The 23,599-nt window shown below is 72.3% G+C and carries 26 protein-coding genes; 18 read left to right on the top strand and 8 right to left on the bottom strand.

Going from position 1 to position 23,599, the window contains the following annotated elements; all coding sequences use genetic code 11:
• Positions 1-15: 15 nt before the first annotated feature.
• Entirely contained in the window at positions 16-1,011 is a 996-nt protein-coding gene (coaA, locus tag OG521_15775; GenBank protein WUW22177.1) for a type I pantothenate kinase, read from the bottom strand.
• Between the two features lie 192 nt (positions 1,012-1,203).
• On the opposite strand from coaA, the gene OG521_15770 reads away from it, so the two are divergent.
• Complete coding sequence (locus OG521_15770) at positions 1,204-2,019, top strand: hypothetical protein (protein WUW22176.1); 816 nt, start codon at positions 1,204-1,206, stop codon at positions 2,017-2,019.
• Positions 2,020-2,095: 76 nt separating this feature from the next.
• On the opposite strand, the gene argG is transcribed toward OG521_15770, so the two are convergent.
• The 4 genes from argG to OG521_15750 form a co-directional block, all read right to left on the bottom strand.
• Positions 2,096-3,541 (bottom strand): argininosuccinate synthase, encoded by a 1,446-nt coding sequence (gene argG / locus OG521_15765; protein WUW22175.1) that lies wholly within the window; start codon positions 3,539-3,541, stop codon positions 2,096-2,098.
• Between the two features lie 78 nt (positions 3,542-3,619).
• The gene (locus OG521_15760; GenBank protein WUW22174.1) at positions 3,620-4,369 is read right to left on the bottom strand and encodes a VWA domain-containing protein; all 750 of its coding nucleotides are present in this window, start codon (positions 4,367-4,369) and stop codon (positions 3,620-3,622) included.
• A gap of 128 nt (positions 4,370-4,497) precedes the next feature.
• Positions 4,498-5,355 carry a helix-turn-helix domain-containing protein gene (locus tag OG521_15755; GenBank protein WUW22173.1) on the bottom strand — a complete coding sequence of 286 codons (858 nt, stop codon included), beginning with the start codon at positions 5,353-5,355 and terminating at the stop codon, positions 4,498-4,500.
• Positions 5,356-5,685: 330 nt separating this feature from the next.
• Positions 5,686-6,105 carry an ATP-binding protein gene (locus tag OG521_15750; GenBank protein ID WUW22172.1) on the bottom strand — a complete coding sequence of 140 codons (420 nt, stop codon included), beginning with the start codon at positions 6,103-6,105 and terminating at the stop codon, positions 5,686-5,688.
• Positions 6,106-6,241: 136 nt separating this feature from the next.
• Here OG521_15750 and OG521_15745 point away from each other — a divergent pair, with 136 nt between their 5' ends.
• Both OG521_15745 and OG521_15740 read left to right on the top strand, forming a co-directional pair.
• Positions 6,242-7,093 carry a helix-turn-helix domain-containing protein gene (locus OG521_15745; protein WUW22171.1) on the top strand — a complete coding sequence of 284 codons (852 nt, stop codon included), beginning with the start codon at positions 6,242-6,244 and terminating at the stop codon, positions 7,091-7,093.
• Positions 7,090-7,296 (top strand): DUF397 domain-containing protein, encoded by a 207-nt coding sequence (locus OG521_15740; GenBank protein ID WUW22170.1) that lies wholly within the window; start codon positions 7,090-7,092, stop codon positions 7,294-7,296. The genes OG521_15745 and OG521_15740 overlap by 4 nt, the downstream gene beginning before the upstream one ends.
• A gap of 168 nt (positions 7,297-7,464) precedes the next feature.
• Here OG521_15740 and OG521_15735 read toward each other — a convergent pair whose 3' ends face one another.
• Both OG521_15735 and OG521_15730 read right to left on the bottom strand, forming a co-directional pair.
• On the bottom strand, positions 7,465-7,848 hold the full coding sequence (locus OG521_15735) for a hypothetical protein (protein WUW22169.1): 384 nt from the start codon (positions 7,846-7,848) through the stop codon (positions 7,465-7,467).
• 157 nt (positions 7,849-8,005) lie between these two features.
• Positions 8,006-8,992: an Lrp/AsnC family transcriptional regulator gene (locus tag OG521_15730; GenBank protein ID WUW22168.1), complete on the bottom strand. Its 987-nt coding sequence runs from the start codon at positions 8,990-8,992 to the stop codon at positions 8,006-8,008.
• Between the two features lie 126 nt (positions 8,993-9,118).
• Here OG521_15730 and OG521_15725 point away from each other — a divergent pair, with 126 nt between their 5' ends.
• The 9 genes from OG521_15725 (at position 9,119) to OG521_15685 (ending at position 18,382) form a co-directional block, all read left to right on the top strand.
• On the top strand, positions 9,119-10,606 hold the full coding sequence (locus OG521_15725) for an MFS transporter (protein WUW22167.1): 1,488 nt from the start codon (positions 9,119-9,121) through the stop codon (positions 10,604-10,606).
• A 165-nt stretch (positions 10,607-10,771) separates the two neighbouring features.
• Entirely contained in the window at positions 10,772-12,619 is a 1,848-nt protein-coding gene (glmS, locus tag OG521_15720) for a glutamine--fructose-6-phosphate transaminase (isomerizing) (protein WUW22166.1), read from the top strand.
• Between the two features lie 28 nt (positions 12,620-12,647).
• A complete protein-coding gene (locus OG521_15715) occupies positions 12,648-13,016 on the top strand; it encodes a holo-ACP synthase (protein WUW22165.1) in 369 nt (122 codons plus the stop codon).
• Positions 13,017-13,055: 39 nt separating this feature from the next.
• A complete protein-coding gene (locus OG521_15710) occupies positions 13,056-14,522 on the top strand; it encodes an NAD(P)H-hydrate dehydratase (protein WUW22164.1) in 1,467 nt (488 codons plus the stop codon).
• Between the two features lie 32 nt (positions 14,523-14,554).
• Positions 14,555-14,944 carry a DUF488 family protein gene (locus tag OG521_15705; protein WUW22163.1) on the top strand — a complete coding sequence of 130 codons (390 nt, stop codon included), beginning with the start codon at positions 14,555-14,557 and terminating at the stop codon, positions 14,942-14,944.
• Positions 14,945-15,029: 85 nt separating this feature from the next.
• Positions 15,030-16,199 carry an alanine racemase gene (gene alr / locus OG521_15700; protein ID WUW22162.1) on the top strand — a complete coding sequence of 390 codons (1,170 nt, stop codon included), beginning with the start codon at positions 15,030-15,032 and terminating at the stop codon, positions 16,197-16,199.
• Positions 16,200-16,271: 72 nt separating this feature from the next.
• The gene (locus OG521_15695; GenBank protein ID WUW22161.1) at positions 16,272-17,525 is read left to right on the top strand and encodes an alpha/beta hydrolase; all 1,254 of its coding nucleotides are present in this window, start codon (positions 16,272-16,274) and stop codon (positions 17,523-17,525) included.
• Positions 17,494-18,069, top strand: coding sequence for a tRNA (adenosine(37)-N6)-threonylcarbamoyltransferase complex ATPase subunit type 1 TsaE (tsaE, locus tag OG521_15690; protein ID WUW22160.1), 576 nt, complete (start codon positions 17,494-17,496; stop codon positions 18,067-18,069). Before OG521_15695 ends, tsaE begins: the two co-directional genes overlap by 32 nt.
• Positions 18,070-18,214: 145 nt before the next feature.
• Entirely contained in the window at positions 18,215-18,382 is a 168-nt protein-coding gene (locus OG521_15685; protein WUW22159.1) for a hypothetical protein, read from the top strand.
• A gap of 78 nt (positions 18,383-18,460) precedes the next feature.
• Here OG521_15685 and OG521_15680 read toward each other — a convergent pair whose 3' ends face one another.
• Positions 18,461-18,997, bottom strand: coding sequence for a hypothetical protein (locus tag OG521_15680; GenBank protein ID WUW26692.1), 537 nt, complete (start codon positions 18,995-18,997; stop codon positions 18,461-18,463).
• 240 nt (positions 18,998-19,237) lie between these two features.
• On the opposite strand from OG521_15680, the gene tsaB reads away from it, so the two are divergent.
• From tsaB to OG521_15650, 6 genes are all read left to right on the top strand, one after another.
• A complete protein-coding gene (gene tsaB / locus OG521_15675; GenBank protein WUW26691.1) occupies positions 19,238-19,885 on the top strand; it encodes a tRNA (adenosine(37)-N6)-threonylcarbamoyltransferase complex dimerization subunit type 1 TsaB in 648 nt (215 codons plus the stop codon).
• Positions 19,882-20,373: a ribosomal protein S18-alanine N-acetyltransferase gene (gene rimI, locus OG521_15670; GenBank protein ID WUW22158.1), complete on the top strand. Its 492-nt coding sequence runs from the start codon at positions 19,882-19,884 to the stop codon at positions 20,371-20,373. The genes tsaB and rimI overlap by 4 nt, the downstream gene beginning before the upstream one ends.
• Complete coding sequence (gene tsaD / locus OG521_15665; protein WUW22157.1) at positions 20,373-21,482, top strand: tRNA (adenosine(37)-N6)-threonylcarbamoyltransferase complex transferase subunit TsaD; 1,110 nt, start codon at positions 20,373-20,375, stop codon at positions 21,480-21,482. Before rimI ends, tsaD begins: the two co-directional genes overlap by 1 nt.
• Entirely contained in the window at positions 21,479-21,763 is a 285-nt protein-coding gene (locus OG521_15660; GenBank protein ID WUW22156.1) for a hypothetical protein, read from the top strand. The genes tsaD and OG521_15660 overlap by 4 nt, the downstream gene beginning before the upstream one ends.
• Positions 21,764-21,922: 159 nt before the next feature.
• On the top strand, positions 21,923-22,285 hold the full coding sequence (locus tag OG521_15655) for a YciI family protein (GenBank protein ID WUW22155.1): 363 nt from the start codon (positions 21,923-21,925) through the stop codon (positions 22,283-22,285).
• Between the two features lie 51 nt (positions 22,286-22,336).
• A complete protein-coding gene (locus OG521_15650; GenBank protein WUW22154.1) occupies positions 22,337-23,587 on the top strand; it encodes an RNA polymerase sigma factor in 1,251 nt (416 codons plus the stop codon).
• Positions 23,588-23,599 lie beyond the last annotated feature (12 nt).

The following is a 23,599-nucleotide window of genomic DNA, read 5'->3' as shown; positions in this document are numbered from 1 at the left end:
GCACCCTTTCCGGAGTCAGAGCTTGCGCAGTGACAGCCGCTGGACCTTGTGGTCCGGCCCCTTGCGCAGGACCAGCGTGGCACGGCCCCGCGTCGGCGCGACGTTCTCCACCAGATTGGGCTTGTTGATGGTCCGCCACATCGTCGCCGCGTACTCCATCGCCTCCGCCTCGGAGACCTGCGTGTACTTGCGGAAGTACGAGGACGGGTCCTGGAACGCCGTGGCGCGCAGCTTGCGGAAGCGGTTGAGGTACCAGGTCTCGATGTCCTCGGGCCGCGCGTCCACGTACACGCTGAAGTCGAAGTAGTCGGCGAGCCCGACCCGGGTGCGGCCGTCCTTGCCGGGCAGCGCGGGCTGCAGCACGTTCAGCCCCTCGACGATGAGGATGTCGGGCCGCCGTACGGTGAGCCGCTCACCGGGCACGATGTCGTAGATCAGGTGCGAGTAGACGGGGGCCGTCACCTCGTCCTTGCCCGCTTTGATGTCGGCGACGAAGCGGGTCAGGGCGCGCCGGTCGTACGACTCGGGGAAGCCCTTGCGCGACATCAGCCCGCGCGCGTGGAGCTCCTTCATCGGCAGCAGGAACCCGTCCGTGGTCACCAGCTCCACCCGCGGGTGCTCCGGCCAGCGGGCCAGCAGCGCCTGGAGGATTCGGGCACTGGTGGACTTCCCCACCGCGACACTGCCCGCGACCCCTATGACGAACGGGGTCCCGCGCTGCGCCCCGTGCCCGTTGCCCGCGTCCCCGAGGAAGGTGTTCAGGGCGCCGCGCAGTCCGGACGTGGCCTGGACGTACAGATTGAGGAGGCGCGAGAGCGGCAGGTAGACGTCCCGCACCTCGTCGAGGTCGATGACGTCCCCGAGCCCGCGCAGCCGCTCCACCTCGTCGGCGGTCAGCGGCAGCGGCGTCTTGTCGCGCAGTGCGCTCCACTCCGCCCGGGAGAGGTCGACGTACGGCGTCGCGGCGGGCTCGGCGCGTCGGCTCGTGCTCCGTGTCGGCGAAGTGATCACGGGTTCATTGTTGCGGGAGTTCGACGGATGTTCGAACGGAGTGGGGGGTGGGCTCGGTCACGTGTGACGGCGTCCATGATCACCCCGCGCGGGGTGCCGGGCCGGGCCGTTGGTACTCTGCCGCCCCGCCGATCGGCCGGTGACGGTCAGGGACGGCGGATCCCTCCTTTCTTACGCAGCAACGAGGTGCGCATGAGAACAGCAGGCAGAACCGGCGCCGTGGTCGCCGTCGCGGGGGCACTCGCCCTCGTGCCGATCACGGCGCCGACGGCGCAGGCCGCCGACACCGGGATCACGGTGTCGCGGATCGTCGTGAACGGCGGCAGGCCCGTCGTGGTGGGAACGCACGACGTGCAGGAACCACCGGTCACCTTCCGGATCACCCTTCCGTCCGGATACAGCACCGCGCATTCCTCCGGGTACACCGCGGAACCGTTCCTGTACCACGACACCACCCCCAAGGCGGGCGCGGACTCCGGCGGTCTCCACATGGGCATCTACACCTGTTACGAGACGAGCTCCCGGATCGCGGACTGCGAGGGCACCCTGCGCATCGATCCGTACTACCGCGTGGACTCGAACAACGACGCGACGACCTGGAAGGTCGCCGTCGTGGCGAGGCTCTGGAAGACCAGCGGCGGGCTCAAGGCCGAGGAGTTCACGGCGACGTCGGGGCGTGTCCAGATCAAGCGCTGGGCCAGGGCGACGGTCAACGCCTCGCCGGAGCCGGTGACCAGGGGGAAGACGCTCACCGTGACCGGCGGCCTCACGCGTGCCGACTGGGTGAAGCACAAGTACACCGGTGTCGCCGCGGGTCTGGCCAGGCTGCAGTTCTGCAAGAAGGGCAGCTCGGTCTACACCACGGTGAAGTCGGTGCGGTCGAGCTCCACGGGGGCGCTGAGGACGACCGTCAAGGCGTCCGCCGACGGCTACTGGCGCTGGAGCTTCGGAGGCTGGGACACCACGGGCGGCGCCACCTCAACCGCCGACTACGTCGACGTGCGCTGAGCCGGCAGCGGTAGCGCACAACGGAAAGAGGCCGGCCCGGCGCACAGCGCGCCGGGCCGGCCTCTCTCGCGTCGTACTAGTCCGTACCGGACTCCATCGCCGCGCGGTCCAGCATCTCGTCGGCCTCGGAGACCTCGCCCCGGGAGGCGATGGCCTGGGCGCCGCCCTCGGGCAGGGAGCCGATCAGGCCGGTCGCGGCGGCCTGGGCCGCGCCGATGGCCGGGTTGGCGGTGCCGATCAGGCCGAGGCCCGCGTACTGCTCCAGCTTGGCGCGGGAGTCGGCGATGTCGAGGTTCCGCATCGTGAGCTGGCCGATCCGGTCGACCGGGCCGAACGCGGAGTCCTCGGTGCGCTCCATGGACAGCTTGTCCGGGTGGTAGCTGAACGCCGGGCCCGTCGTGTCGAGGATCGAGTAGTCCTCGCCGCGCCGCAGCCGCAGGGTCACCTCGCCGGTGACGGCGGTGCCGACCCAGCGCTGGATCGACTCACGCACCATGAGCGCCTGCGGGTCCAGCCAGCGGCCCTCGTACATGAGGCGGCCGAGCCGCCGGCCCTCGTTGTGGTACTGGGCGAGGGTGTCCTCGTTATGGATCGCGTTGACCAGGCGCTCGTACGCGGCGTGCAGCAGGGCCATGCCCGGGGCCTCGTAGATGCCGCGGCTCTTGGCCTCGATGATCCGGTTCTCGATCTGGTCCGACATGCCCATGCCGTGGCGGCCACCGATGGTGTTCGCCTTCATCACCAGGTCGACGGCGGAGTCGAACTTCTCGCCGTTGATGGTGACCGGGCGGCCCTGGTCGAAGCCGATCGTGACGTCCTCGGTCTCGATCTCGACCGACGGGTCCCAGAACTTCACACCCATGATCGGGTCGACGGTCTCCACACCGGTGTTCAGGTGCTCCAGGGTCTTCGCCTCGTGGGTGGCGCCCCAGATGTTGGCGTCGGTGGAGTACGCCTTCTCCGTGCTGTCGCGGTAGGGCAGGTCATGGGCGACCAGCCACTCCGACATCTCCTTGCGGCCGCCGAGCTCCGTCACGAAGTCCGCGTCCAGCCAGGGCTTGTAGATCCGCAGGTGCGGGTTGGCGAGGAGACCGTAGCGGTAGAACCGCTCGATGTCGTTGCCCTTGTACGTGGAGCCGTCGCCCCAGATCTGTACGTCGTCCTCGAGCATCGCCCGCACCAGGAGCGTGCCGGTGACGGCGCGGCCGAGCGGCGTGGTGTTGAAGTACGCCCGCCCGCCCGAGCGGATGTGGAACGCCCCGCAGGTGAGCGCCGCCAGCCCCTCCTCGACGAGCGCCGCACGGCAGTCGACCAGCCGCGCCAGCTCGGCGCCGTAGGCCTTGGCACGGCCGGGCACGGAGGCGATGTCCGGCTCGTCGTACTGACCGATGTCGGCTGTGTAGGTGCACGGGACAGCGCCCTTGTCGCGCATCCACGCGACCGCGACCGAGGTGTCGAGGCCGCCCGAGAAGGCGATGCCGACGCGCTCGCCGGCGGGCAGGGAGGTGAGGACCTTAGACATAGGAAGATTATGCATCATCCCGCATGGTCATGCAACACGGAGTGGGTGCGGTGCGCCCGACGCACCGGCAGCCGCGTTTCAGCTGCGGACTATGCCCGCCCTGCGTGCGGCGGCCAGCCATTGAGGGAATTCCTGAAGCAGCTGGTTGTACAGATCCGCGTCGTCCAGATGCTTAGGAGACGGGCCGGCGGCGAAGAACCCCGCGTTGTCGATGATGCGCCTTCCGGGTACGGGAAGCTCGTCCAGCTTCCGGAGAAACCGGAAGTCGTCATAGCCGAAACCGATGAACTGCCAGAAGATCGGCAGTTTCGCCGCCGTGCACAGGACGTGCTCGGCCGCGGCCTTGGAGGTGGGGGAGCCGTCGGTCTGGAAGACGACGAGTGCCGGGGCGGTCGCGCCGCAGGATGTGTGGTGATCGATGACAGCCTGCATGGCCACGTGGTAGTTGGTACGCCCCATGTGCCCCATGGATTCGTGCAGAGGGTTTATGCGGTCGCGGTAGGCGTCGAGGCTGATCTCGGCGGTTCCGTCGATATCGGTGGAGAAGAAGACGACGGGCACCACGCCGTCGTCGTCGAGGTGGGCGGCCAGAGCGAGGGTCTGTTCAGCGAGGTGCTGCACCGAGCCGTCTCGGTAGTACGGACGCATGCTCCCGGAGCGGTCAAGCACGAGATAGACGGCGGCACGTTCCCCGCTGACCCGGTGTTTCGCCAGCGAGACGGCGGCGGTCTTGTAGAGGCTGACGAGGCCGGGGGCGCTTCCTGCGACGTGCTCCAGGCCGACGGCGGCTGTCGGCGCTTTGGGCCGCTTGCGGTAGTCGATGCTCATGCGGCGTGATTGTTCTCGTCCCCCGCTCCGGACGCATGGCTTTCATTGAATTGCTCATGGCCGGGGTGGAGTCCGAGCCTGCTGCGATCCCTGCACGCACGGTCGGCTGCGATCGCCGGGCGCGGCGACTACGCCGTAGCGGACAGCTCCCAGTTGCACTCGGCACAGTTCCCCGGTGCGGGTGCTCTGAACGCGCGGTCGCAGCCGTCGCAGTTCTGCAGCGGGTCGTAGAGCGGTGACCGCCCAGCCGCCGGGAGGGCTGCCGGGAGCAGTGCGGTGAGTCGGTGGGCGAGGAATTTCGGCGGGTACTTCAGTGGGACGGGGAGGTCCGACGTGAGCGCCTGGCCGATGGACGCGGGGGTGGCGCCGCGTTCGAGCCAGGTGGCGACTGCGGGCGCGAGCGTCCGGATGTTGTCCTCCGACAGCACGATCTCCTTCACGTCCTCGTGGAGGCGCAGCAGGAGGGCCGTCGCGATGCGATGCAGGTCCAGGGCAGGAGTCTCCGGCCGGGGGAGGGGAGGAGGGGGCGGCTTGGGGGCGGGCGCGGGGGCGGGGTGAGTGGGGTTCGGGGGTGTTGCGGGCGTCTGGACTTCGCACAGTTCAACGGCCCTTGCCGGGCGGGTTGTTCGCGTAACCGTCAAGCCAGGCGGCTGGTTGTACGACGTCGTGCGCGTGGCGATGCGACCGTTCGGCAGGCGCTCGCGGGTGCGCTTCAGGTAGCCGTGGGTCTCCAGTTCGCGCAGCGCTCCCGCGATGCGGGTCTCGCTCTCCGGGAAGCGTTGGACCAGGCATTTGATGCCGACCTTCGCCCCGGCGGGCAGCGACTGGATGTGTGTGGCCAGGCCGATCGCGGTCAGGGAGAGCTCGCGGTGCTGGGCCAGGTGGTTGCCCACGACGGTGAAGTGGCTCGCGTGGCGCACGTTCACGTGGACGATGCCGCCGCCGGACGGGGCGCGGGAAGGGGAGATAACCTGCTGGGTATCCATCGGGAAGCGTTCTCTTCCGTGGTGGTCAGGCCCTCGCTCGGGATGGCAATCCCGGCGGGGGCCGTCACAGTCTGTGGTTCGGTTTCGTGAGCATATGCCAGGCAACCGGGGCGAAATCCAGCCCAGTTGGCGAACCTCACCCGTGCGAGTGACGGGCCCTCGCGGCTGCGCTCGCGGGCGCGCGGGGGCCTGCTGAGGTCCGCCCGGGTGGGTTGGGTTTGGTTGATTTCTTCTTCCCAAAGGACTTGAAAGCTTTTTACGTCGTGGGCCGCCGGGTCGCGGTCGGCCGGGTCGCCCTCCATCGCGTCGCGCTCGACCGGGTCGTGGTCGTCACGATCCGGTGAGTGCGATTTCCGCCCAGACGGTCTTTCGGGGGAAGGGCCCCTGTTCTACGCCCCAGCGCGTGGCCAGCGCCTCGACCACCAGCAGTCCTCGCCCGCCCTCGTGTGCGGCGTCCTGTTCCTGGGCGCGGGGGAGTTGATCGCCGCGCGCGTCCGCGACCTCGATACGCAGCGTGTCCCCGTTGACCGTGAGCAGGACGCGGAAGTCCCGCCCGGGTACGTATCCGTGGAGTGCCGCATTGGCCGCCAGTTCGGCGACGACATGGCTCGCGTCGTCCAGCGGCAGCCCCCAGGAACGGAGCTGCTCGGTGGCCAGCAGGCGGGCGAGTCGGGCGCCCCGACGGGTCGCGGAGAGCTGGACGGCGAACTGGCCGGCGCGGGCACGCGGTTGGGTGGTTTCTCGGTTCACGTCACTCAGCGTGTCCGCCCGTGGCTACGCTGAACAGCATCGACGCGTGTACGGACGGTGACTGTCCAGCGGTTGTGCGGACCTGTCCCACGCGTACAGCGGGCGGGTGCCGTTCACGGGTGGAGGCGGGTGGCGTATGGGTGTCAACGACGGTACGGACGGGTCCGAATGGGATGTTGAACCCGAGGACGATTCGGGCGCGGTGATCGCGGCGGTCGGCCGGCAGATCCGGCTCTGGAGGGAGGCGGCTGGTTTACGCGCGGCGGAGTTGGGCGAGGCGATCGGGTTCGGGGAGAACCTGGTCTACAAGGTGGAGGCCGGGACGCGGATTCCAAAGCCGGAGTTCCTGGACCGTGTGGACGAGGCGGTCGGCGCGGGAGGCAAGATCTCCGCGATGAAGCAGGATGTGGCGGAGGCGCGGTACCCGAAGAAGGTCCGGGATCTGGCGAAGCTGGAGGCCGAGGCGGTGGAGCTCGGGTCTTACAGCAGCGATGTCGTGGACGGCTTGTTGCAAACCGAGGCCTATGCTCGCGCCCTGTTCGGTGAACGGGTGCCGGCGTTCTCCGAGGGTGAAGTCGAGCGCCGGGTGGCCGCGCGCGTGCACCGCCAGGGCGTGCTCGGACGGGCTCCCGCGCCGTTGCTGACGTTTGTCCAGGAGGAAGCAGTCCTGCGGCGGCCCACCGGAGGCAGAATGGTTTTGCGCGGCCAACTCGAACGCATGCTGGAATTGAGCATGCTGAGGCATGTCGAAATTCAGGTCATGCCCACAGATACGGAGGAGCACGCGGGGCTGGATGGCTCGCACCGGGTGTTGAAGCTGAAGGACGGAACTGCTGTGGCTCACAACGAGGTCCAGCTCACCAGCCGTTTGATCAGCGATCCCAAGGAAGTCCAGATCCTTGAGATGCGCTACGGACTGATCCGGGCCCAAGCCCTCACGCCTCGGCTGTCGCGGGCCTTCATCGAGAAGCTACTTGGAGAGACATGATTGGCAAGCCGCAAGCCGGAGCAGCTTCCGGACTGACGTGGTTCAAGAGCAGCTACAGCACGGCCGACGGCCCCTCCTGCGTCGAGGTGGCAACCGCCCCCACCACCATCCACGTCCGCGACTCGAAGAACATCCCCGGCCCCGCACTCGGCTTCGCCCCGGGCGTCTGGGCCGACTTCGTCGCGTACGCGTCGGCCCACTGACCACAGGGCCGACATCCCCCGAGGGCCTGCGGCGCACATCCGGGCCGCAGGCCGGCCAGGTAGTCGGTCATCAACTGGCCTACCTGGACCGGTTGCGCGTTCCTCCGCCCCGGCGTCGATATGCCCTGCGCCCCGCGAGGAGGCCTGACCCGGGCCCGTCCGTTCCGTTCAGAACACGCCCAAGACCTTGCAGGCGATGAAGGGAACGGGGATCAACGCCGCCGTTCCGAGCCAGAGGCGCGTCGACCAGCCCTCCTGGCGCGGCATGAGGACATCGATCACGACCGCCATGGCCAGGATGACGAGACCGCTGAGCCCGGCGCCCCATATGTCGACAGGTGAGGCGGCGTAGGGGGCGGTGTCGTAGCTGGTGGCCCCGGCGGACTGGTCCCCGTGGTCCGGTGGTGAGAGGTACGTCGTCAGCCACAGGATGTACCGGAAGGGGAGGATCGCGAACACCCCGAGGGTGAGATTGGCACCGGCGGCGACCCACGGGCCGCCTCCGGCCCGGCGCGCGCGACCGGTACCCGCGTCAGCTTCCTGCATGTCCATGTCCGCGTCCCCCTACGGCTACGGCTTGTCGTACCGCCGTAGATGATCAGGGGCGCCTCGGTGGTTCCGCCGGAGCCGGGCGTGCTCCAACTCCACCCGGTGAAGTAGGAACCGCTCAAAGTATGAGCCACTCCTGCTTTGTGGCGGGCGCTCTCCGCTACCCCCGGAACGGCCGGTACGTCAGTTGCTTCACGCGCCGCAGGAACGGCATCGACTCCACGTGCTCGACGCCCTCCAGTCCGCCCAGGCGCTCGCTCAGGTACCGGTACAGGTGGCCCGTGTCGCGGGTGATCACCACCGCCACCAGGTTGGACGGGCCCGTGGTCGCCGCCGCGTACGCGACCTCCGGGTGGGTGGCGAGTGCCTCGCCCACCGCGTTGAGGGCGCGGGGTGCGGCCGTGATGCACAGCATCGTCGGGTGGCGGAAGCCGAAGGGGGCGGCGTCGAACTCGACGTCGATGTACAGCGCGCCCGAGGCCACCAGCTGGGCCATGCGGCGCTTGACCGCCGACTCGGAGCGGCCCGTGGCCTTCTGGAGTTCGGGGTACGTGGCCCTGCCGTCCTCCTCCAGGGCGGCGACCAGTGCTTCGTCCTCGGCGGTGATGACCGCCGGGCCGGGGTGGTCCGGGAGGGGTGCGGTGGGGGCGAGCGCGGCTGCCTGGCCGGGGGAGAGGGCGCCGCTCTTGTGGAGCCAGCCGGACGGGCCGCCGTAGAAGCGGTGCAGGAGCTGGTGGGCGCGGATGTCGACGATGTGCGGGGTGCGCGGCAGCTTGCCGAGGAGCAGGTCGTCGGCGTCGTCCCGGGAGCGGACGTTGGCCGTGCACGTCACCTCCGTACCGCCCGAAGTGAGGCCGATCCAGGCCGTGTCCGGGCGCTTCGCCAGTGCCTCCGCGATGGCCGTCGCGCCCTCGGGCGCGCAGCGCACCCGCAGCAGCCAGTGGTCCAGCCGGTCCTCGGCGGCCGCGCAGCGGACCCCGACGACCCTGAGGGCCGCATCCGCCCGCAGTCTGCGGAAGCGGCGCGCCACCGTCTGGTCGGAGACGCCGAGCACGGCCGCGATCCGGCTGAACGGGGCGCGGGCGTCCAGCTCCAGGGCGTGCAGGAGCTGGAGGTCGAGGGGGTCGCCCACGGTGTTGGATTCCATGAGGTCTGGCCCCTTCGGTGTCGGATTCCGGCGCTTAACGCTCACTGGCTGGGGGGTTCGGCCGCCCCTCTCCGATCGTACGGGAGTGGCAGCCGGCCACGGACGAATGCGTACAGGGAGAAAGACATGCGTAAGTGGGGGCCGCTCACCGCGGTCTGTCTGGGGACGTTCATGCTGCTGCTGGACGTCACGATCGTCATCGTGGCGCTGCCCGACATGGCACGGGTGCTGGACGCGTCGCTCTCCGATCTCCAGTGGGTCATCGACGGGTACGCGCTCGCGCTCGCCGCGCTGCTGCTCGGCATCGGGGCCGCGGCCGATCTGCTCGGGCGGCGCCGGGTCCATGTCGTGGGCGTCGGGCTCTTCGCCCTCGCCTCGCTGGCCTGCGGGCTCGCCTCGTCGCCGGCGGTGCTGGTCGCCGCGCGCGGGGTCCAGGGGGTGGGCGCGGCCGCGATGTTCGCGACCACGCTGCCGTTGCTCGCCTCGGTGTACCGGGGGCGGGACCGGTCCGTCGCGCTCGGGCTGTGGGGCGCGGTCAGCGGGGGCGCTGCCGCGATCGGGCCGGTGGTCGGCGGGCTGCTGACCGAGGGGCCCGGATGGCGCTGGATCTTCTTCGTGAACCTTCCGGTCAGCGTCGCCGCTGTCTGGCTGACGGTCCGGACCGTGCCCGAGTCGCACGGGGCGAAGGGCCGGCGCATCGACTGGGCGGGGACCGCGAGCTTCGCGGTGTTCGCGGCGGCGGCGACGTACGGCGTGGTGCGGGCGGGGAGTCTGGGCTGGACGTCGGGGCGCACGCTCGCGACCTTCGCGGTCGCCGTGCTCGCCCTGGTGTGCTTCGTGCTCGTCGAGCGGCGTGCCACCCACCCGCTGCTTGAGCTGTCGTTGTTCCGGAAGTCCGCCTTCACCGGGGTGATGGCGGGGGCGCTCGCGTACAACCTGGCGGCGTTCGCCGTCCTGCCGTACACCTCGATCTGGCTGCAGACCGTGCTCGGGCTCAGCCCCGTCCAGGGCGGGCTGGCCCTGCTGCCGCTGGCCGCGACCGCGTTCGTGGTGGCCGCTGTCGGCGGGAAGCTGCTGCACGGGGTGCAGCCGCGGCTGTCCATCGGTGCCGGGCTCGTCCTGATCGGCGTCGGCACGCTCGGGCAGGCCGTTCTGGGGGCCGGTTCCTCGTGGCCGGCGCTGCTGCCGGGGCTTGTGGTCGCGGGCATCGGTACGGGCCTGGTGTCCCCGGCCCTCGCGGGCGCGGCGCTGGCCGCGGTGCCGCCGGAGCGGGCGGGCATGGCGGGCGGCGCGGTCAACACCTTCCGGCAGCTCGGATACGCCCTCGGGGTTGCCGTGCTCGGGACGGTGCTGACCTCCCGGATCGGGGAGACGCTGGGCGACGACCGGTCCCACACCCTCGCGGGCGGCGGGGCGTCCGGGCTGCGGGCGGCAGGGGTGCCGGAGCATGCGCTGCGGGCGGCGTTCGCCTCGGGGCTCGACACGGCGGCCGTGGTGGCCGGGGCGGTGGGCGTTGTCGCGGGGGTGGCGGTGCTGCTGCTGGTGAAGGGGGAGCGGAAGGTGCCTGTGGGGGCGGGGAGCGGTGCGGTGCCGGAGCCGGTGCGGGCGGTGTAGTCGAGCGCGGTGGGGCGGCGTCCGCCCTCGGCGGGCCCGTCCTCGAACGCCGGGCGGGCTTGATCCGGATCCAACAGGGCGACGGGCCTCGTTGGTGGGCTTGAAATGATGGTTGCTTCTGCGACTATGCGAAGAACAGGGGCTGGTGACCAGGAAAGGACCACTATGTGCGGAATCGTGGGTTACGTCGGTGGGCAGTCGGCGCAGGACGTCGTCGTCGCCGGTCTCAAGCGGCTGGAGTACCGGGGATACGACTCCGCGGGGATCGCCGTCCTCGCCGACGGGGGGCTGGCCGCCGCCAAGAGGGCCGGGAAGCTCGTCAACCTGGAGAAGTTGCTGGTCGAGCAGCCGCTGCCGGCCGGCAGCGCCGGTATCGGGCACACCCGGTGGGCCACCCACGGCGGTCCCACCGACGCCAACGCCCACCCGCACCTCGACAACGCCGGTCGCGTCGCCGTCGTCCACAACGGGATCATCGAGAACTTCGCCGCCCTGCGCGCCGAGCTCGGCCGGCGCGGCCACGACCTGGTGTCCGAGACCGACACCGAGGTCGTCGCCCACCTCCTCGCCGAGGCGTACTCGCAGACCGCGGACCCGGCGGAGGCGATGCGGCAGGTGTGCCGGCGGCTCGAAGGGGCGTTCACGCTCGTCGCCGTGTTCGCGGACGCGCCCGACGTGGTGGTCGGGGCCCGGCGGAACTCGCCGCTCGTCGTCGGTGTGGGGGACGGCGAGGCGTTCCTCGCCTCCGACGTCGCCGCGTTCATCGCCCACACCCGTTCCGCGGTCGAGCTCGGCCAGGACCAGGTGGTCGAGCTGCGGCGCGAGGGGGTCGTCGTCACCGGGTTCGACGGGGAGCCCGCCGAGGTGCGGGCGTACCACGTGGACTGGGACGCCTCCGCGGCCGAGAAGGGCGGCTACCCCTCCTTCATGCTCAAGGAGATCGCCGAGCAGCCCAAGGCCGTCACCGACACCCTCCTCGGCCGGATCGACCCGGAGGGCACGCTCCACCTCGACGAGGTCCGGATCACGCGCGGCGAGCTGCGCGAGGTCGACAAGGTGGTGATCGTCGCCTGCGGGACCGCGTTCCACGCCGGGATGATCGCCAAGTACGCCATCGAGCACTGGACCCGGATTCCGTGCGAGACCGAGCTCGCCAGCGAGTTCCGCTACCGCGACCCGATCCTGGACCCGCACACCCTCGTCATCGCGATCTCGCAGTCCGGCGAGACGATGGACACCCTGATGGCGCTGCGGCACGCCCGTGAGCAGGGCGCGAAGGTCCTCGCCATCTGCAACACCAACGGCTCGACCATCCCCCGCGAGTCCGACGCCGTCCTCTACACGCACGCCGGTCCCGAGGTCGCCGTCGCCTCGACCAAGGCCTTCCTGACCCAGCTCGTGGCCTGCTACCTCGTCGCGCTCTATCTCGGACAGGTCCGCGGGACCAAGTGGGGTGACGAGATCCGTACCGTCATCCGCCAGCTCTCCGAGATCTCCGGATCCGTCGACCGGGTCCTGGCGACCATGGAGCCGGTGCGGGAGCTGGCCAGGTCGCTCGCCTCGCACGACACCGTGCTCTTCCTCGGGCGGCACGTCGGCTACCCGGTCGCGCTGGAGGGCGCGTTGAAGCTCAAGGAACTCGCGTACATGCACGCCGAGGGGTTCGCCGCCGGTGAGCTCAAGCACGGGCCGATCGCGCTGATCGAGGACGGTCTGCCGGTCGTCGTGGTGGTGCCGTCCCCGGCCGGGCGCTCCGTGCTGCACGGCAAGATCGTGTCGAACATCCAGGAGATCCGGGCCCGCGGCGCCCTCACCATCGTCATCGCCGAGGAGGGCGACGACGAGGTCGTCCCGTACGCCGACCATCTCGTCCGGATCCCCGCAACGCCTACGCTGCTTCAGCCGCTGGTCGCCACCGTGCCGTTGCAGGTCTTCGCCTGCGAACTGGCGACGGCCCGCGGCAACGAGGTGGACCAGCCGCGCAACCTGGCGAAGTCCGTCACCGTGGAGTGAGCCGTCAGCCAACAGTGAGGGTGCGTACGTGATCATCGGGGTCGGGATCGACGTGGCGGAGATCGAGCGGTTCGAAGCGGCGCTGGAGCGTACGCCGAACCTCGCCCAGCGCCTGTTCATCGAGAGCGAGTTGCTGCTGCCCGGCGGGGAGCGGCGCGGGGTCGCCTCGCTGGCCGCGCGGTTCGCGGCCAAGGAGGCCCTGGCCAAGGCGCTCGGCGCGCCCCCGGGGCTCCTGTGGACGGACGCCGAGGTGTACGTCGAGGCGAGCGGGCAGCCCCGGCTCCGGGTCCGCGGCACGGTCGCCGCGCGCGCGGCGGAACTGGGTGTGCGGCAGTGGCACGTCTCGCTGAGCCACGACGCGGGCGTCGCCTCGGCCGTGGTGATCGCGGAGGGCTGAGCCGGGGCGGGGGTGCGGATTCCTGCGTACGTTGGAGTCATGCGTACCGCCTACAGCGTTGACACCGTACGGGCCGCCGAACAGGCCCTGATGGCACGGCTCCCCGAAGGTGCGCTGATGCAGCGCGCCGCCGCCGGACTCGCCGCGGCCTGCGCCGATCTGCTGCGGCGCGGCGGCCGGGTCTACGGCTCCCGGGTCGTCCTCCTCGTCGGCAGCGGCGACAACGGCGGCGACGCGCTGTACGCCGGGGCCCGGCTGGCCCGGCGCGGCGCGGGCGTCGTGGCCGTGCGCGTCTCGCCCGGCCGGGCCCACGCGGGCGGGACCGCGGCGTTGCTGGCGGCCGGCGGACGGGTGATGGACGGGGGCGAGGTGGCCCCGCACCGCGGCTGGGGCGGGCACATCGACCTCGTCGTCGACGGCATCACCGGCATCGGCGGACGCGGCGGACTGCGTCCGGAGGCGGCCGCCGTGGTCGAGCACTACGCGGCCCACGGGGTGCCCGTCGTCGCCGTCGATCTGCCGAGCGGCGTCGAGGCGGACACCGGCGAGGTGGCGGGGGCCGCCGTGCGCGCGGACGCGACCGTCACCTTCGGCGCGTACAAGCCGGGGCTGCTCGTCGACCCGGCCGCCGAACGCGCCGGTGCCCTGCTGCTGGTCGACATCGGACTCGGTGCCGAACTCCCGGACGTGCCCGAGCTGGAGGCGCTCCAGTACGCGGACGTCGCCGCGCTGCTGCCCGTGCCCGCCGCGGAGAGCGACAAGTACCGGCGCGGTGTCGTCGGCATCGTCGCCGGGTCGGCGCGCTATCCGGGGGCCGCGGTGCTCGCCGTCTCCGGGGCGCTGCGCGGCGGGGCGGGGGCCGTGCGCTACGTCGGGCCGGGGGGCGACGCGGTGATCGCGCGCCATCCGGAGACCCTGGTCCACACGGGCCCGCCGTCGAAGGCCGGACGCGTCCAGGCCTGGGTGGTCGGTCCGGGGCTCGGCGACGGCACGGACGCCGTCGAGGCGGTCTCCGACGTGCTGGCCACGGACGTGCCGGTGCTGGTCGACGCGGACGGGCTGCGGCTGCTGGACGCCGGCACCGTCCGCGCGCGCACCGCGCCCACCGTCCTCACCCCGCACGCCGGCGAGGCCGCCGCCCTGCTGGGCGTGGCGCGCGAGGAGGTCGAGGCGGGGCGGCTCGCCGCCGTACGCGCACTCGCCACCCGCTTCCGCGCCACGGTCCTGCTCAAGGGCTCCACGACGCTGATCGCCACCGACACCCCGCACACGCCCGTGCGCGTCAACCCGACCGGCACCTCCTGGCTCGCCACCGCGGGCAGCGGGGACGTGCTCTCCGGGCTGACGGGTTCGCTGCTGGCCGCGGGCCTCGCCCCGCGCGACGCCGCGTCCGTCGGAGCCCACCTCCACGGCCTGGCCGCCCGGCACGCGTCGGACGGCTCCCCGGTCGCCGCGCAGGACGTCGCCGACGCGATCGGGGCGGCGTGGCGGGACGTACGGGCCTGAGTGATCCTGGAAGCGGCGAGAGGGGCCCGGGCGTGAGCAACGACAGCGGTGACGTGCGCGTACGGCGGGTGTACGACCCGCGGGAGGACGGCGACGGCACCCGCGTGCTCGTCGACCGGCTGTGGCCGCGCGGCGTGTCCAAGGAACGGGCCGCGATCGACCGCTGGCTCAAGGACGTCACCCCGTCGGACGAACTGCGCTCCTGGTACCACGAGGACCGCTCCGCCACCCGCTACGACGCCTTCGTGGACCGCTACCGGGCCGAACTCGCCGACCCGCTGCACGCGACGGCCGTGGACGAGCTGGTGAGACTGGTCCGCGAGAGCGGCCCGGTGACGCTCGTCACAGCGGTCAAGGATGTTCCGCACAGCCACGTCCCGGTCCTCGCCGACCACCTGGAACACGCCCTGCACCACGGCTGACCTGCCCGTCCGGCCGGTGCGGCGCGCCCCGTCCCCGCACCGGCGCCCGGGGGCCGCGCCGCCCGGCTCTGAGACACTGGGCGCGATGAACGAGACAGCGTCCTTGAGAGCCCGTGCCGAGATCGATCTCGCCGCACTCCGCGCCAACGTGCGCGTTCTGCGTGCCCGGGCGGGCGGCGCGCACCTCATGGCCGTCGTCAAGTCCGACGCGTACGGGCACGGGGCGGAGCGCTGCGCCCGCGCCGCGCTCGAAGCCGGTGCCACCTGGCTGGGCACCGCCACCCCGCAGGAGGCGCTGGCCCTGCGCGCGGCCGGTCTCGGCGGCCGGATGATGTGCTGGCTGTGGACGCCGGGCGGACCCTGGCGCGAGGCGATCGAGGCCGACATCGACGTGTCGGTGAGCGGGATGTGGGCGCTGCGCGAGGTCACCGCGGCGGCCGCGGCCGCGGGCCGCCCCGCCCGCGTCCAGCTCAAGGCCGACACCGGCCTGGGACGCAACGGCTGCCAGCCCGCCGACTGGCCGGAGCTCGTCGCCGCCGCCCGCACCGCCGAGCAGGCGGGCACCGTCCGCGTCACCGGCCTCTGGTCCCACTTCGCCTGCGCGGACGAGCCGGGACACCCCTCGATCACCGCCCAGCTCGACACCTTCCGCGACATGGTGGCGTACGCGGAGAAGGCGGGTGTCGAGCCCGAGGTGCGGCACATCGCGAACTCGCCGGCGACGCTGACGGTCCCCGAGTCGCACTTCGACCTCGTCCGGACCGGGATCGCCATGTACGGCATCTCGCCCAGCCCCGAGCTCGGCACCTCCGCCGACTTCGGACTGCGTCCGGTGATGACGCTCGCCGCGTCGGTCGCCCTGGTCAAGCAGGTGCCGGCCGGCCACGGCATCAGTTACGGGCACCACTACACGACGTCGGCCGAGACCACGCTCGGCCTGGTTCCGGTGGGGTACGCGGACGGTGTCCCGCGCCACGCGTCGGGCCGCGGCCCGGTGCTCGTCGGCGGGGTCCGGCGGACGGTCGCGGGCCGGGTGGCCATGGACCAGTTCGTCGTCGACCTCCACGGGGATGTCGTCGAGGAGGGCAGCGACGCCGTGCTGTTCGGCCCGGGGGACCGGGGCGAGCCGAGCGCCGAGGACTGGGCGCAGGCGGCCGGCACGATCGCGTACGAGATCGTCACCCGGATCGGCGGCCGGGTGCCGCGGGTCTACCGGGACGACGGAACGCCGGAGGGGCGCCCGGCCGGGTCCTGACCGGGGAAGCGCCCCTGACCAGGCACGATCTGATCCGATGGATACGACACGACCGACGAGGAGCGCGGCACGGTGAGTGAGATCAGCGCGGGGGACGCGGTGGCGACGGCCGCTTCGGCGGTCGGCTGGCGCCGGGCGGGGATCGCCGGCGCCGCCATAGGCGTGATCGCCGCGGGCGCGGCGGCCGGGGTCGCGGTCGAGCGGCTGACGGTCGGGCGCGGCATGCGCAAGCGCGCCAGGCTCGCGCTGGACGCCACCGGACCGTACGGCTCCCTGCGCGGCCTGCCGGGCCGGGCCGCGGCCGACGACGGCACCGAGCTGTACTACGAGATCGACGAGGTCGACCCGGGCAGCGGTACGGGCACGGGCGGTACGGCCGCCGGCTCCGGAGCCGCCGGTCCGCGCAGGCGCCGCCTCTTCGGACGCAAGGCCCCCGCCCCCGTCACCATCGTCTTCAGCCACGGTTACTGCCTCAGCCAGGACTCCTGGCACTTCCAGCGCGCGGCCCTGCGCGGCCTCGTGCGCACCGTCCACTGGGACCAGCGCAGCCACGGCCGCTCCGAGCGCGGCCGGGCCCAGGCGCAGGGCGTGCACGTCGGCATCGACCAGCTCGGCCGCGACCTCAAGGCCGTGATCGACGCGGCCGCGCCCGAGGGCCCGCTGGTGCTGGTCGGGCACTCCATGGGCGGCATGACGATCATGGCGCTGGCCGACCAGTACCCCGCCCTGATGCGCGACCGGGTCGCCGCCGTCGCCTTCGTCGGCACGTCGAGCGGCAAGCTGGCCGAGGTCAGCTTCGGGCTGCCGGTGGCGGGCGTGAACGCGGTACGGCGGGTGCTGCCCGGCGTACTGAAGGCGCTCGGCTCGCAGGCCGAGCTCGTGGAGCGGGGCCGGCGGGCCACCGCTGACCTGTTCGCCGGGCTGATCAAGCGGTACTCGTTCGGCTCCCGGGACGTGGACCCGGCGGTCGAGCGGTTCGCCGAGCGGCTCATCGAGTCCACGCCGATCGACGTCGTCGCGGAGTTCTACCCGGCCTTCGCCGAGCACGACAAGAGCAACGCGCTGCCGCTGTTCCGGGACGTACCGGTGCTGATCCTGGCGGGGGACAAGGACCTGGTGACGCCGAGCTCGCACAGCGAGGCCATCGCGGACCAGCTGCCCGACGCGGAGCTGGTCATCGTCCCGGACGCCGGGCACCTGGTGATGCTGGAGCACCCGGAGACGGTGACGGACCGGCTCGCGGACCTGCTGGTGCGGGCCGGTGCCGTACCGGAATCCTCTAACGTTGGCGGGCATGGAAGCACCGCACAACAGCCCGGCCGCTGAGCGCGCCGCAGGCACCGCGCACGGAGTCACGCGCGACGACACCGTCACCGTGACGCTGGCCGTGGAGTCACCCGAACAGATGCAGGCCCTGGGCCGCCGGATCTCCGGCGTGCTGCGCCCCGGCGACCTCGTGATGCTCACCGGCGAGCTCGGTGCCGGGAAGACGACCCTGACCCGCGGGCTCGGCGAGGGCCTGGGGGTGCGCGGCGCCGTCACGTCCCCCACCTTCGTGATCGCCCGCGTCCACCCCCCGCTCGGCGGCGGCCCGGCGCTGGTCCACGTCGACGCGTACCGCCTGGGCGGCGGGCTCGACGAGATGGAGGACCTGGACCTCGATGTGTCGCTGCCGGAGTCGGTGGTGGTCGTCGAGTGGGGCGACGGCAAGGTCGAGGAGCTCTCGGACGACCGGCTCCGGGTGCTGATCGACCGCGCCGTCGGCGACACGGACGACGAACGGCGCGTGGTGACGCTCGCCGGCGTCGGCGCCCGGTGGGCGGGGCTGCGTGCGGAGTCCTGGGCCCCGTGGGAGGCCGCGGGCGCCTGAGCCCCCGGACCCGGACCTGACGGTCCGTTTCCGACATGGTGTCGGCAAATTGTTGCGCGGGGCGGTGCGGGCGTGGTGACATGGAGGGCGAGAGCAGGTTAGGTCTACCTAACCGTGCCTTCCACCGGAGCCCCAGGAGGCGTCCATGCCGACATCGGAGCGAGAAGTGCGTCCGCCGCGGGCGGTATCGATGAGAGACCTGCTCGCCGCCGGGGCGGCGGCCACCGCCGTCTCCACCCCGCCGTGCGGCCCGCGCCCGCGCACGGCCCCCGTCCCGCGCGACGGCAAGCCGTCGGGAACCGGGCGGGCCTGAGCTCCGGCCCGGGGAGCGGGCCGGAGGGGATCTCCGGGGCTGCGGGACGGCTCTTCCGAGCCGCCGGAACGCGCGGAGCTACGGGACGACGTTGACCTTCACGCCCACCGTGGCGAACGTCCACACCGCGTTGCCGTCCTCGCGGGACATCCGTACGCCACCCGCCTTCAGCGTCGGGTCCGGGCTCTCCATCGAGCCGTCCTGCGCGGCGCTGAAGCCGATGGCCACGTCGTTGTTGGTCGCGAACCGGACCACGTGCTCGATCGGCACGCCGTCGGAGCCCGTGACGCTGCCGGAGCGCGAACTCACCCGGTAGGTGCCCGGCAGGGCGCTCACCGCGCTCGGCATCACCTTGAAGGTCCGGGACGGCTTGCCCTTCGCGTCCACCAGCCACACCCGGCGGTCGCCCAGCGCGTACACCACGCGCATGCCGGTGCCGGACGCGGCGGGAACGGCGAGCGGGTCCTTCTTCGCCTTCGGCTTGGCGTGGCCGCCCTTGGCCGGTGCGCTGGCCGACGCCTTCGGTGTCGCCCCGAGGTTGTCCGGGACGTTCGCCGATGCCTGGTAGGCCAGGAAGCCGACCGCGGCGACGGCCGCCGCGGTGAGCGCGGCCACGATTCCCGAGCTGCCCCTAGCCACCGTTCGCGCCTCTTTCGCCGTTGCGGTTCGTCTGTGCCGTACAGCGGGTTCGCTGCATGCCGTACCGCGGTTCGCCGTATGTCCTACAAGCGTTTACACGTACTCCGCGTATACCCGGTGACGGTAGCAGCCGGGACCCCCGCTCCAGGGACGCCGTACGGGGGCGCGGCCCCCGCTGCCGCGGAGCCGTAGGCTGTTTGCGTGCTCTTGCTCGCTATGGATACCGCCACCCCCGCCGTCACCGTCGCCCTGCACGACGGGACCCGCGTCGTCGCCGAGTCCGGTCAGGTCGACGCCCGGAGGCACGGGGAGCTGCTGCTGCCCGCCGTCGACCGGGTCCTCGCCGAGGCCGGCGTCACGCTCGACGCCGTGACCGACGTGGCCGTCGGGGTCGGTCCCGGCCCGTACACCGGACTGCGCGTCGGTCTGGTGACGGCCGCGACCTTCGGCTCGGCGCTCTCCGTCCCCGTGCACGGGCTGTGCACCCTGGACGCGCTGGCGTACGCCGCGGGGCAGGCCGGGGTGGCGGGTCCGTTCGCCGTCGCGACGGACGCCCGCCGCAAGGAGGTCTACTGGGCGCGGTACGAGGACCCCCGCACCCGGACCGGTGAACCCGCCGTCGACCGGCCCGCCGACATCGCCGGTCAGCTCGCCGGTCTTCCCGTCGTCGGCGCGGGCGCGGTGCTCTACCCCGACGCGTTCCCGGACGCGCGCGGCCCCGAGCACGTCGCGGCCGGCGCCCTGGCCGCCCTCGCCGCCGAGCGTCTCGCCGCCGGCGCCGACATGCTGCCGCCGCGGCCGCTCTACCTCCGCAGGCCCGACGCGCAGGTCCCGAAGAACTACAAGGTGGTCACTCCCAAGTGACCGCCACGACCGCAGTGCTGCGCGAGATGCGCTGGTGGGACATCGACCCGGTGCTCGACCTGGAGCACGAGCTGTTCCCGGACGACGCCTGGTCGGCCGGCATGTTCTGGTCCGAGCTGGCGCACGCACGCGGCCCGCGGGCCACCCGCCGCTACGTCGTGGCCGAGGACCCGGTCAGCGGCCGGATCGTCGGGTACGCGGGCCTCGCGGCCGCCGGCGACCTCGCCGACGTACAGACGATCGGCGTCACCCGCGGCCACTGGGGCGGCGGGCTCGGCTCCGAGCTCCTGACCGATCTGCTGAAGCACGCCACGGCCTTCGAGTGCGCCGAGGTACTGCTGGAGGTCCGGGTCGACAACACCCGGGCGCAGAAGCTGTACGAACGCTTCGGCTTCGAACCCATCGGCTTCCGCCGCGGCTACTACCAGCCGGGCAACATCGACGCACTCGTCATGCGCCTCCACGTTCAAGAAAACGAGACTGACTGATGGCTGACGAACCGCTCGTACTCGGTATCGAGACCTCCTGCGACGAGACCGGCGTGGGCATCGTCCGCGGGACGACGCTGCTCGCCGACGCCGTCGCGTCCAGCGTCGACACGCACGCCCGCTTCGGCGGCGTCGTCCCGGAGATCGCCTCCCGCGCGCACCTGGAGGCGATGGTCCCGACGATCGAGCGCGCGCTGAAGGAGGCCGGGGTCACCGGCCGCGACCTCGACGGCATCTCGGTCACCGCCGGACCGGGACTCGCCGGCGCGCTGCTCGTCGGCGTCTCGGCGGCGAAGGCGTACGCGTACGCGCTGAACAAGCCGCTGTACGGCGTGAACCACCTCGCCTCGCACATCTGCGTCGACCAGCTGGAGCACGGCCCGCTGCCCGAGCCCACCATGGCGCTGCTGGTCAGCGGCGGGCACTCCTCGCTGCTGCTCGCCCCCGACATCACCAACGACGTGCGGCCGCTCGGCGCGACCATCGACGACGCGGCGGGCGAGGCCTTCGACAAGATCGCCCGGGTGCTGCACCTCGGCTTCCCCGGCGGCCCGGTCATCGACCGGCTCGCCAGGGAGGGCGACCCGAAGGCCATCGCGTTCCCGCGCGGCCTGAGCGGTCCGCGCGATCCCGCGTACGACTTCTCCTTCTCCGGCCTGAAGACCTCCGTCGCCCGCTGGATCGAGGCCAAGCGCGCCGCGGGCGAGGACGTGCCGGTACGGGACGTGGCGGCGTCCTTCCAGGAGGCCGTGGTGGACGTGCTCACCCGCAAGGCCGTCCGTGCCTGCAAGGACGAGGGCGTCGACCACCTGATGATCGGCGGCGGCGTCGCGGCCAACTCGCGGCTGCGGGCGCTCGCCCAGGAGCGGTGCGAGCGGGCCGGCATCCGGCTGCGCGTGCCGAGGCCCGGACTGTGCACCGACAACGGAGCGATGGTCGCCGCCCTGGGCGCGGAGATGGTGGCCCGCAACCGGCCCGCCTCCGACCTGGAGCTGTCGGCCGACTCCTCGCTGCCGGTCACCGAGCCCCACGTACCGGGCGCGGACCACGGCCACTCCCACACGCACGACCACGTGCACGAGATCAGCAAGGACAACCTCTACTCATGAGCGGTACCGGGACGACCGTCGCGCTGATGTGGGAGGCCCGGGCCGTCGAGGGCCGGGGCGCGGAACTCCTGGAGTGGGCCCGCGCCCGCGCGGGCGAACTGGCCCGGCCGCCGCTGCGCAGCGAGCTGCTGCGCGCCCCGCAGGACCGGGTCCTGGTCATCACCTGGTGGGACGGCGCCTACGGCGACGAGCTGCCGGAGCTGCCCGAGCCGGCCGCGGACGCCGTCACCCGGCCGGTGCACCGCTGGCGTTTCGAGTCACTCGGAGCAGCGGACGGCTGAGGACGGCGCCCCGGTGGCAGGCCGGACCACCCCTCCCGGTGGCCGGCCGACAGGATTCTCAGAAGAATTCCGTGGGGAGTGTCGATCCGGCCGTGTCCCGTTCGACGCAGGGGTGAGAGGCGGGGAAGAGGTCCCCGCCCTCCCGACCGAGGAGTCACCATGCCGCGCTTCATGTCACTCATCCGCATCGACGAGCAGGCCGCCGCGGGGTTCGAGCCCGACCCCGGCTTCGACGAGCGCATGGGCGCCCTGTTCGAGGAGATCAGCATGGCGGGCGTGATGCTGGAGACGGCCGGACTCGCCCCGACCGCCCAGGGCACCCGCGTCCACTGGTCCGGCGGCAAGCTCAGCTACACCGACGGCCCCTTCACCGAGACCAAGGAGGTCGTCGGCGGGTACGCCATCCTCCAGTGCAAGGACAAGGACGAGGCACTGGAGTGGGCCAACCGGTTCCTGCGCGTGCACCCGGAGAGCTGGAGCGTCACCTGCGAGGTCCGCGCCATCGACGAAGCGACCGGCTGACCGGCCGGCCGCGCTTGCCCGGGTCCGGTCCGGCTGCTCTGATGGGTGGCCGTGACGGCAGCGAGCGCGGTTGAGGCGGTATTCAGGATCGAGTCCGCGCGGATCATCGCCGGTGTCGCCCGGATCGTCCGGGACGTGGGCATCGCCGAGGAACTCGCGCAGGACGCCCTGGTCGCCGCGCTGGAGCAGTGGCCGGAGTCGGGCGTCCCGGACAACCCGGGAGCCTGGCTCATGGCCACGGCCAGGCACCGCGCCATCGACCTGGTACGCCGCCGCGAGACGTACGCCCGCAAGCTGGCCGAGATGGGCCGCGACCTGGACACCGTCCCCGGCGGACCCGACCCGGCCGCCGCCGACCCGGACCGCATCGACGACGACCTGCTGCGGCTGATCTTCACCTCCTGCCACCCGGTGCTCTCCACCGACGCCCGGATCGCCCTCACCCTGCGCCTCCTCGGCGGCCTCACCACCGAGGAGATCGCCCGCGCCTTCCTCAGCACCGAGCCCGCCGTCGCCCAGCGGATCGTCCGCGCCAAACGGGCGCTCGGCCGGGCCGGCGTCCCCTTCGAGGTGCCGTACGGCCCCGAGCGCGCCGCCCGGCTCGGATCGGTACTGGAAGTCATCTACCTGGTCTTCAACGAGGGCTATGCCGCGACCGCCGGCGACGACTGGCTGCGCCCGGGCCTCTGCGAGGACGCGCTGCGGCTGGCCCGGGTGCTGGCCGGGCTGATGCCGCAGGAGCCCGAGGTGCACGGGCTGGCCGCCCTGCTGGAGCTCCAGGCCTCGCGCACCGCCGCCAGGACCGGACCGGACGGGGCGCCGGTGCTGCTCGCGGACCAGAACCGGGCCCGCTGGGACCGGCTGCTGATCCGCCGCGGCTACGCGGCCCTGCTCCGGGCGAGCGAAACGGCCGCGGAGGCGGGACGGCCACTGGGCCCGTACGCCCTCCAGGCCGCCATCGCCGCCTGCCACGCCCGGGCGGTGCGGTACGAGGACACCGACTGGCCCGCCATCGCCGCCCTCTACGACCGGCTCGCCGTCCTGGCCCCGTCACCCGTCGTCGAGCTCAACCGCGCCGTCGCCGTCTCCAGGGCCGAGGGCCCCGCCGCCGCTCTCGTCCTGGTCGACGCGCTGGCCGCCGACCCCGCGCTCAAGGACTACCACTTGCTGCCGAGCGTCCGCGGGGATCTGCTGGAGCGGATGGGACGTACGGACGAGGCGCGCGCGGAGTTCGTACGGGCGGCCGGGCTCACCCGCAACGAGCGGGAGAGGGCGCTGCTGCTGGGCCGGGCCGGCCGATGAGTTCCGGGCCCG

Origin of the sequence: Streptomyces sp. NBC_01463 (assembly GCA_036227345.1) — a bacterium.
In the GTDB taxonomy this organism is placed as follows: domain Bacteria; phylum Actinomycetota; class Actinomycetes; order Streptomycetales; family Streptomycetaceae; genus Streptomyces.
This window is presented reverse-complemented; position numbering and strand designations above follow the sequence as displayed.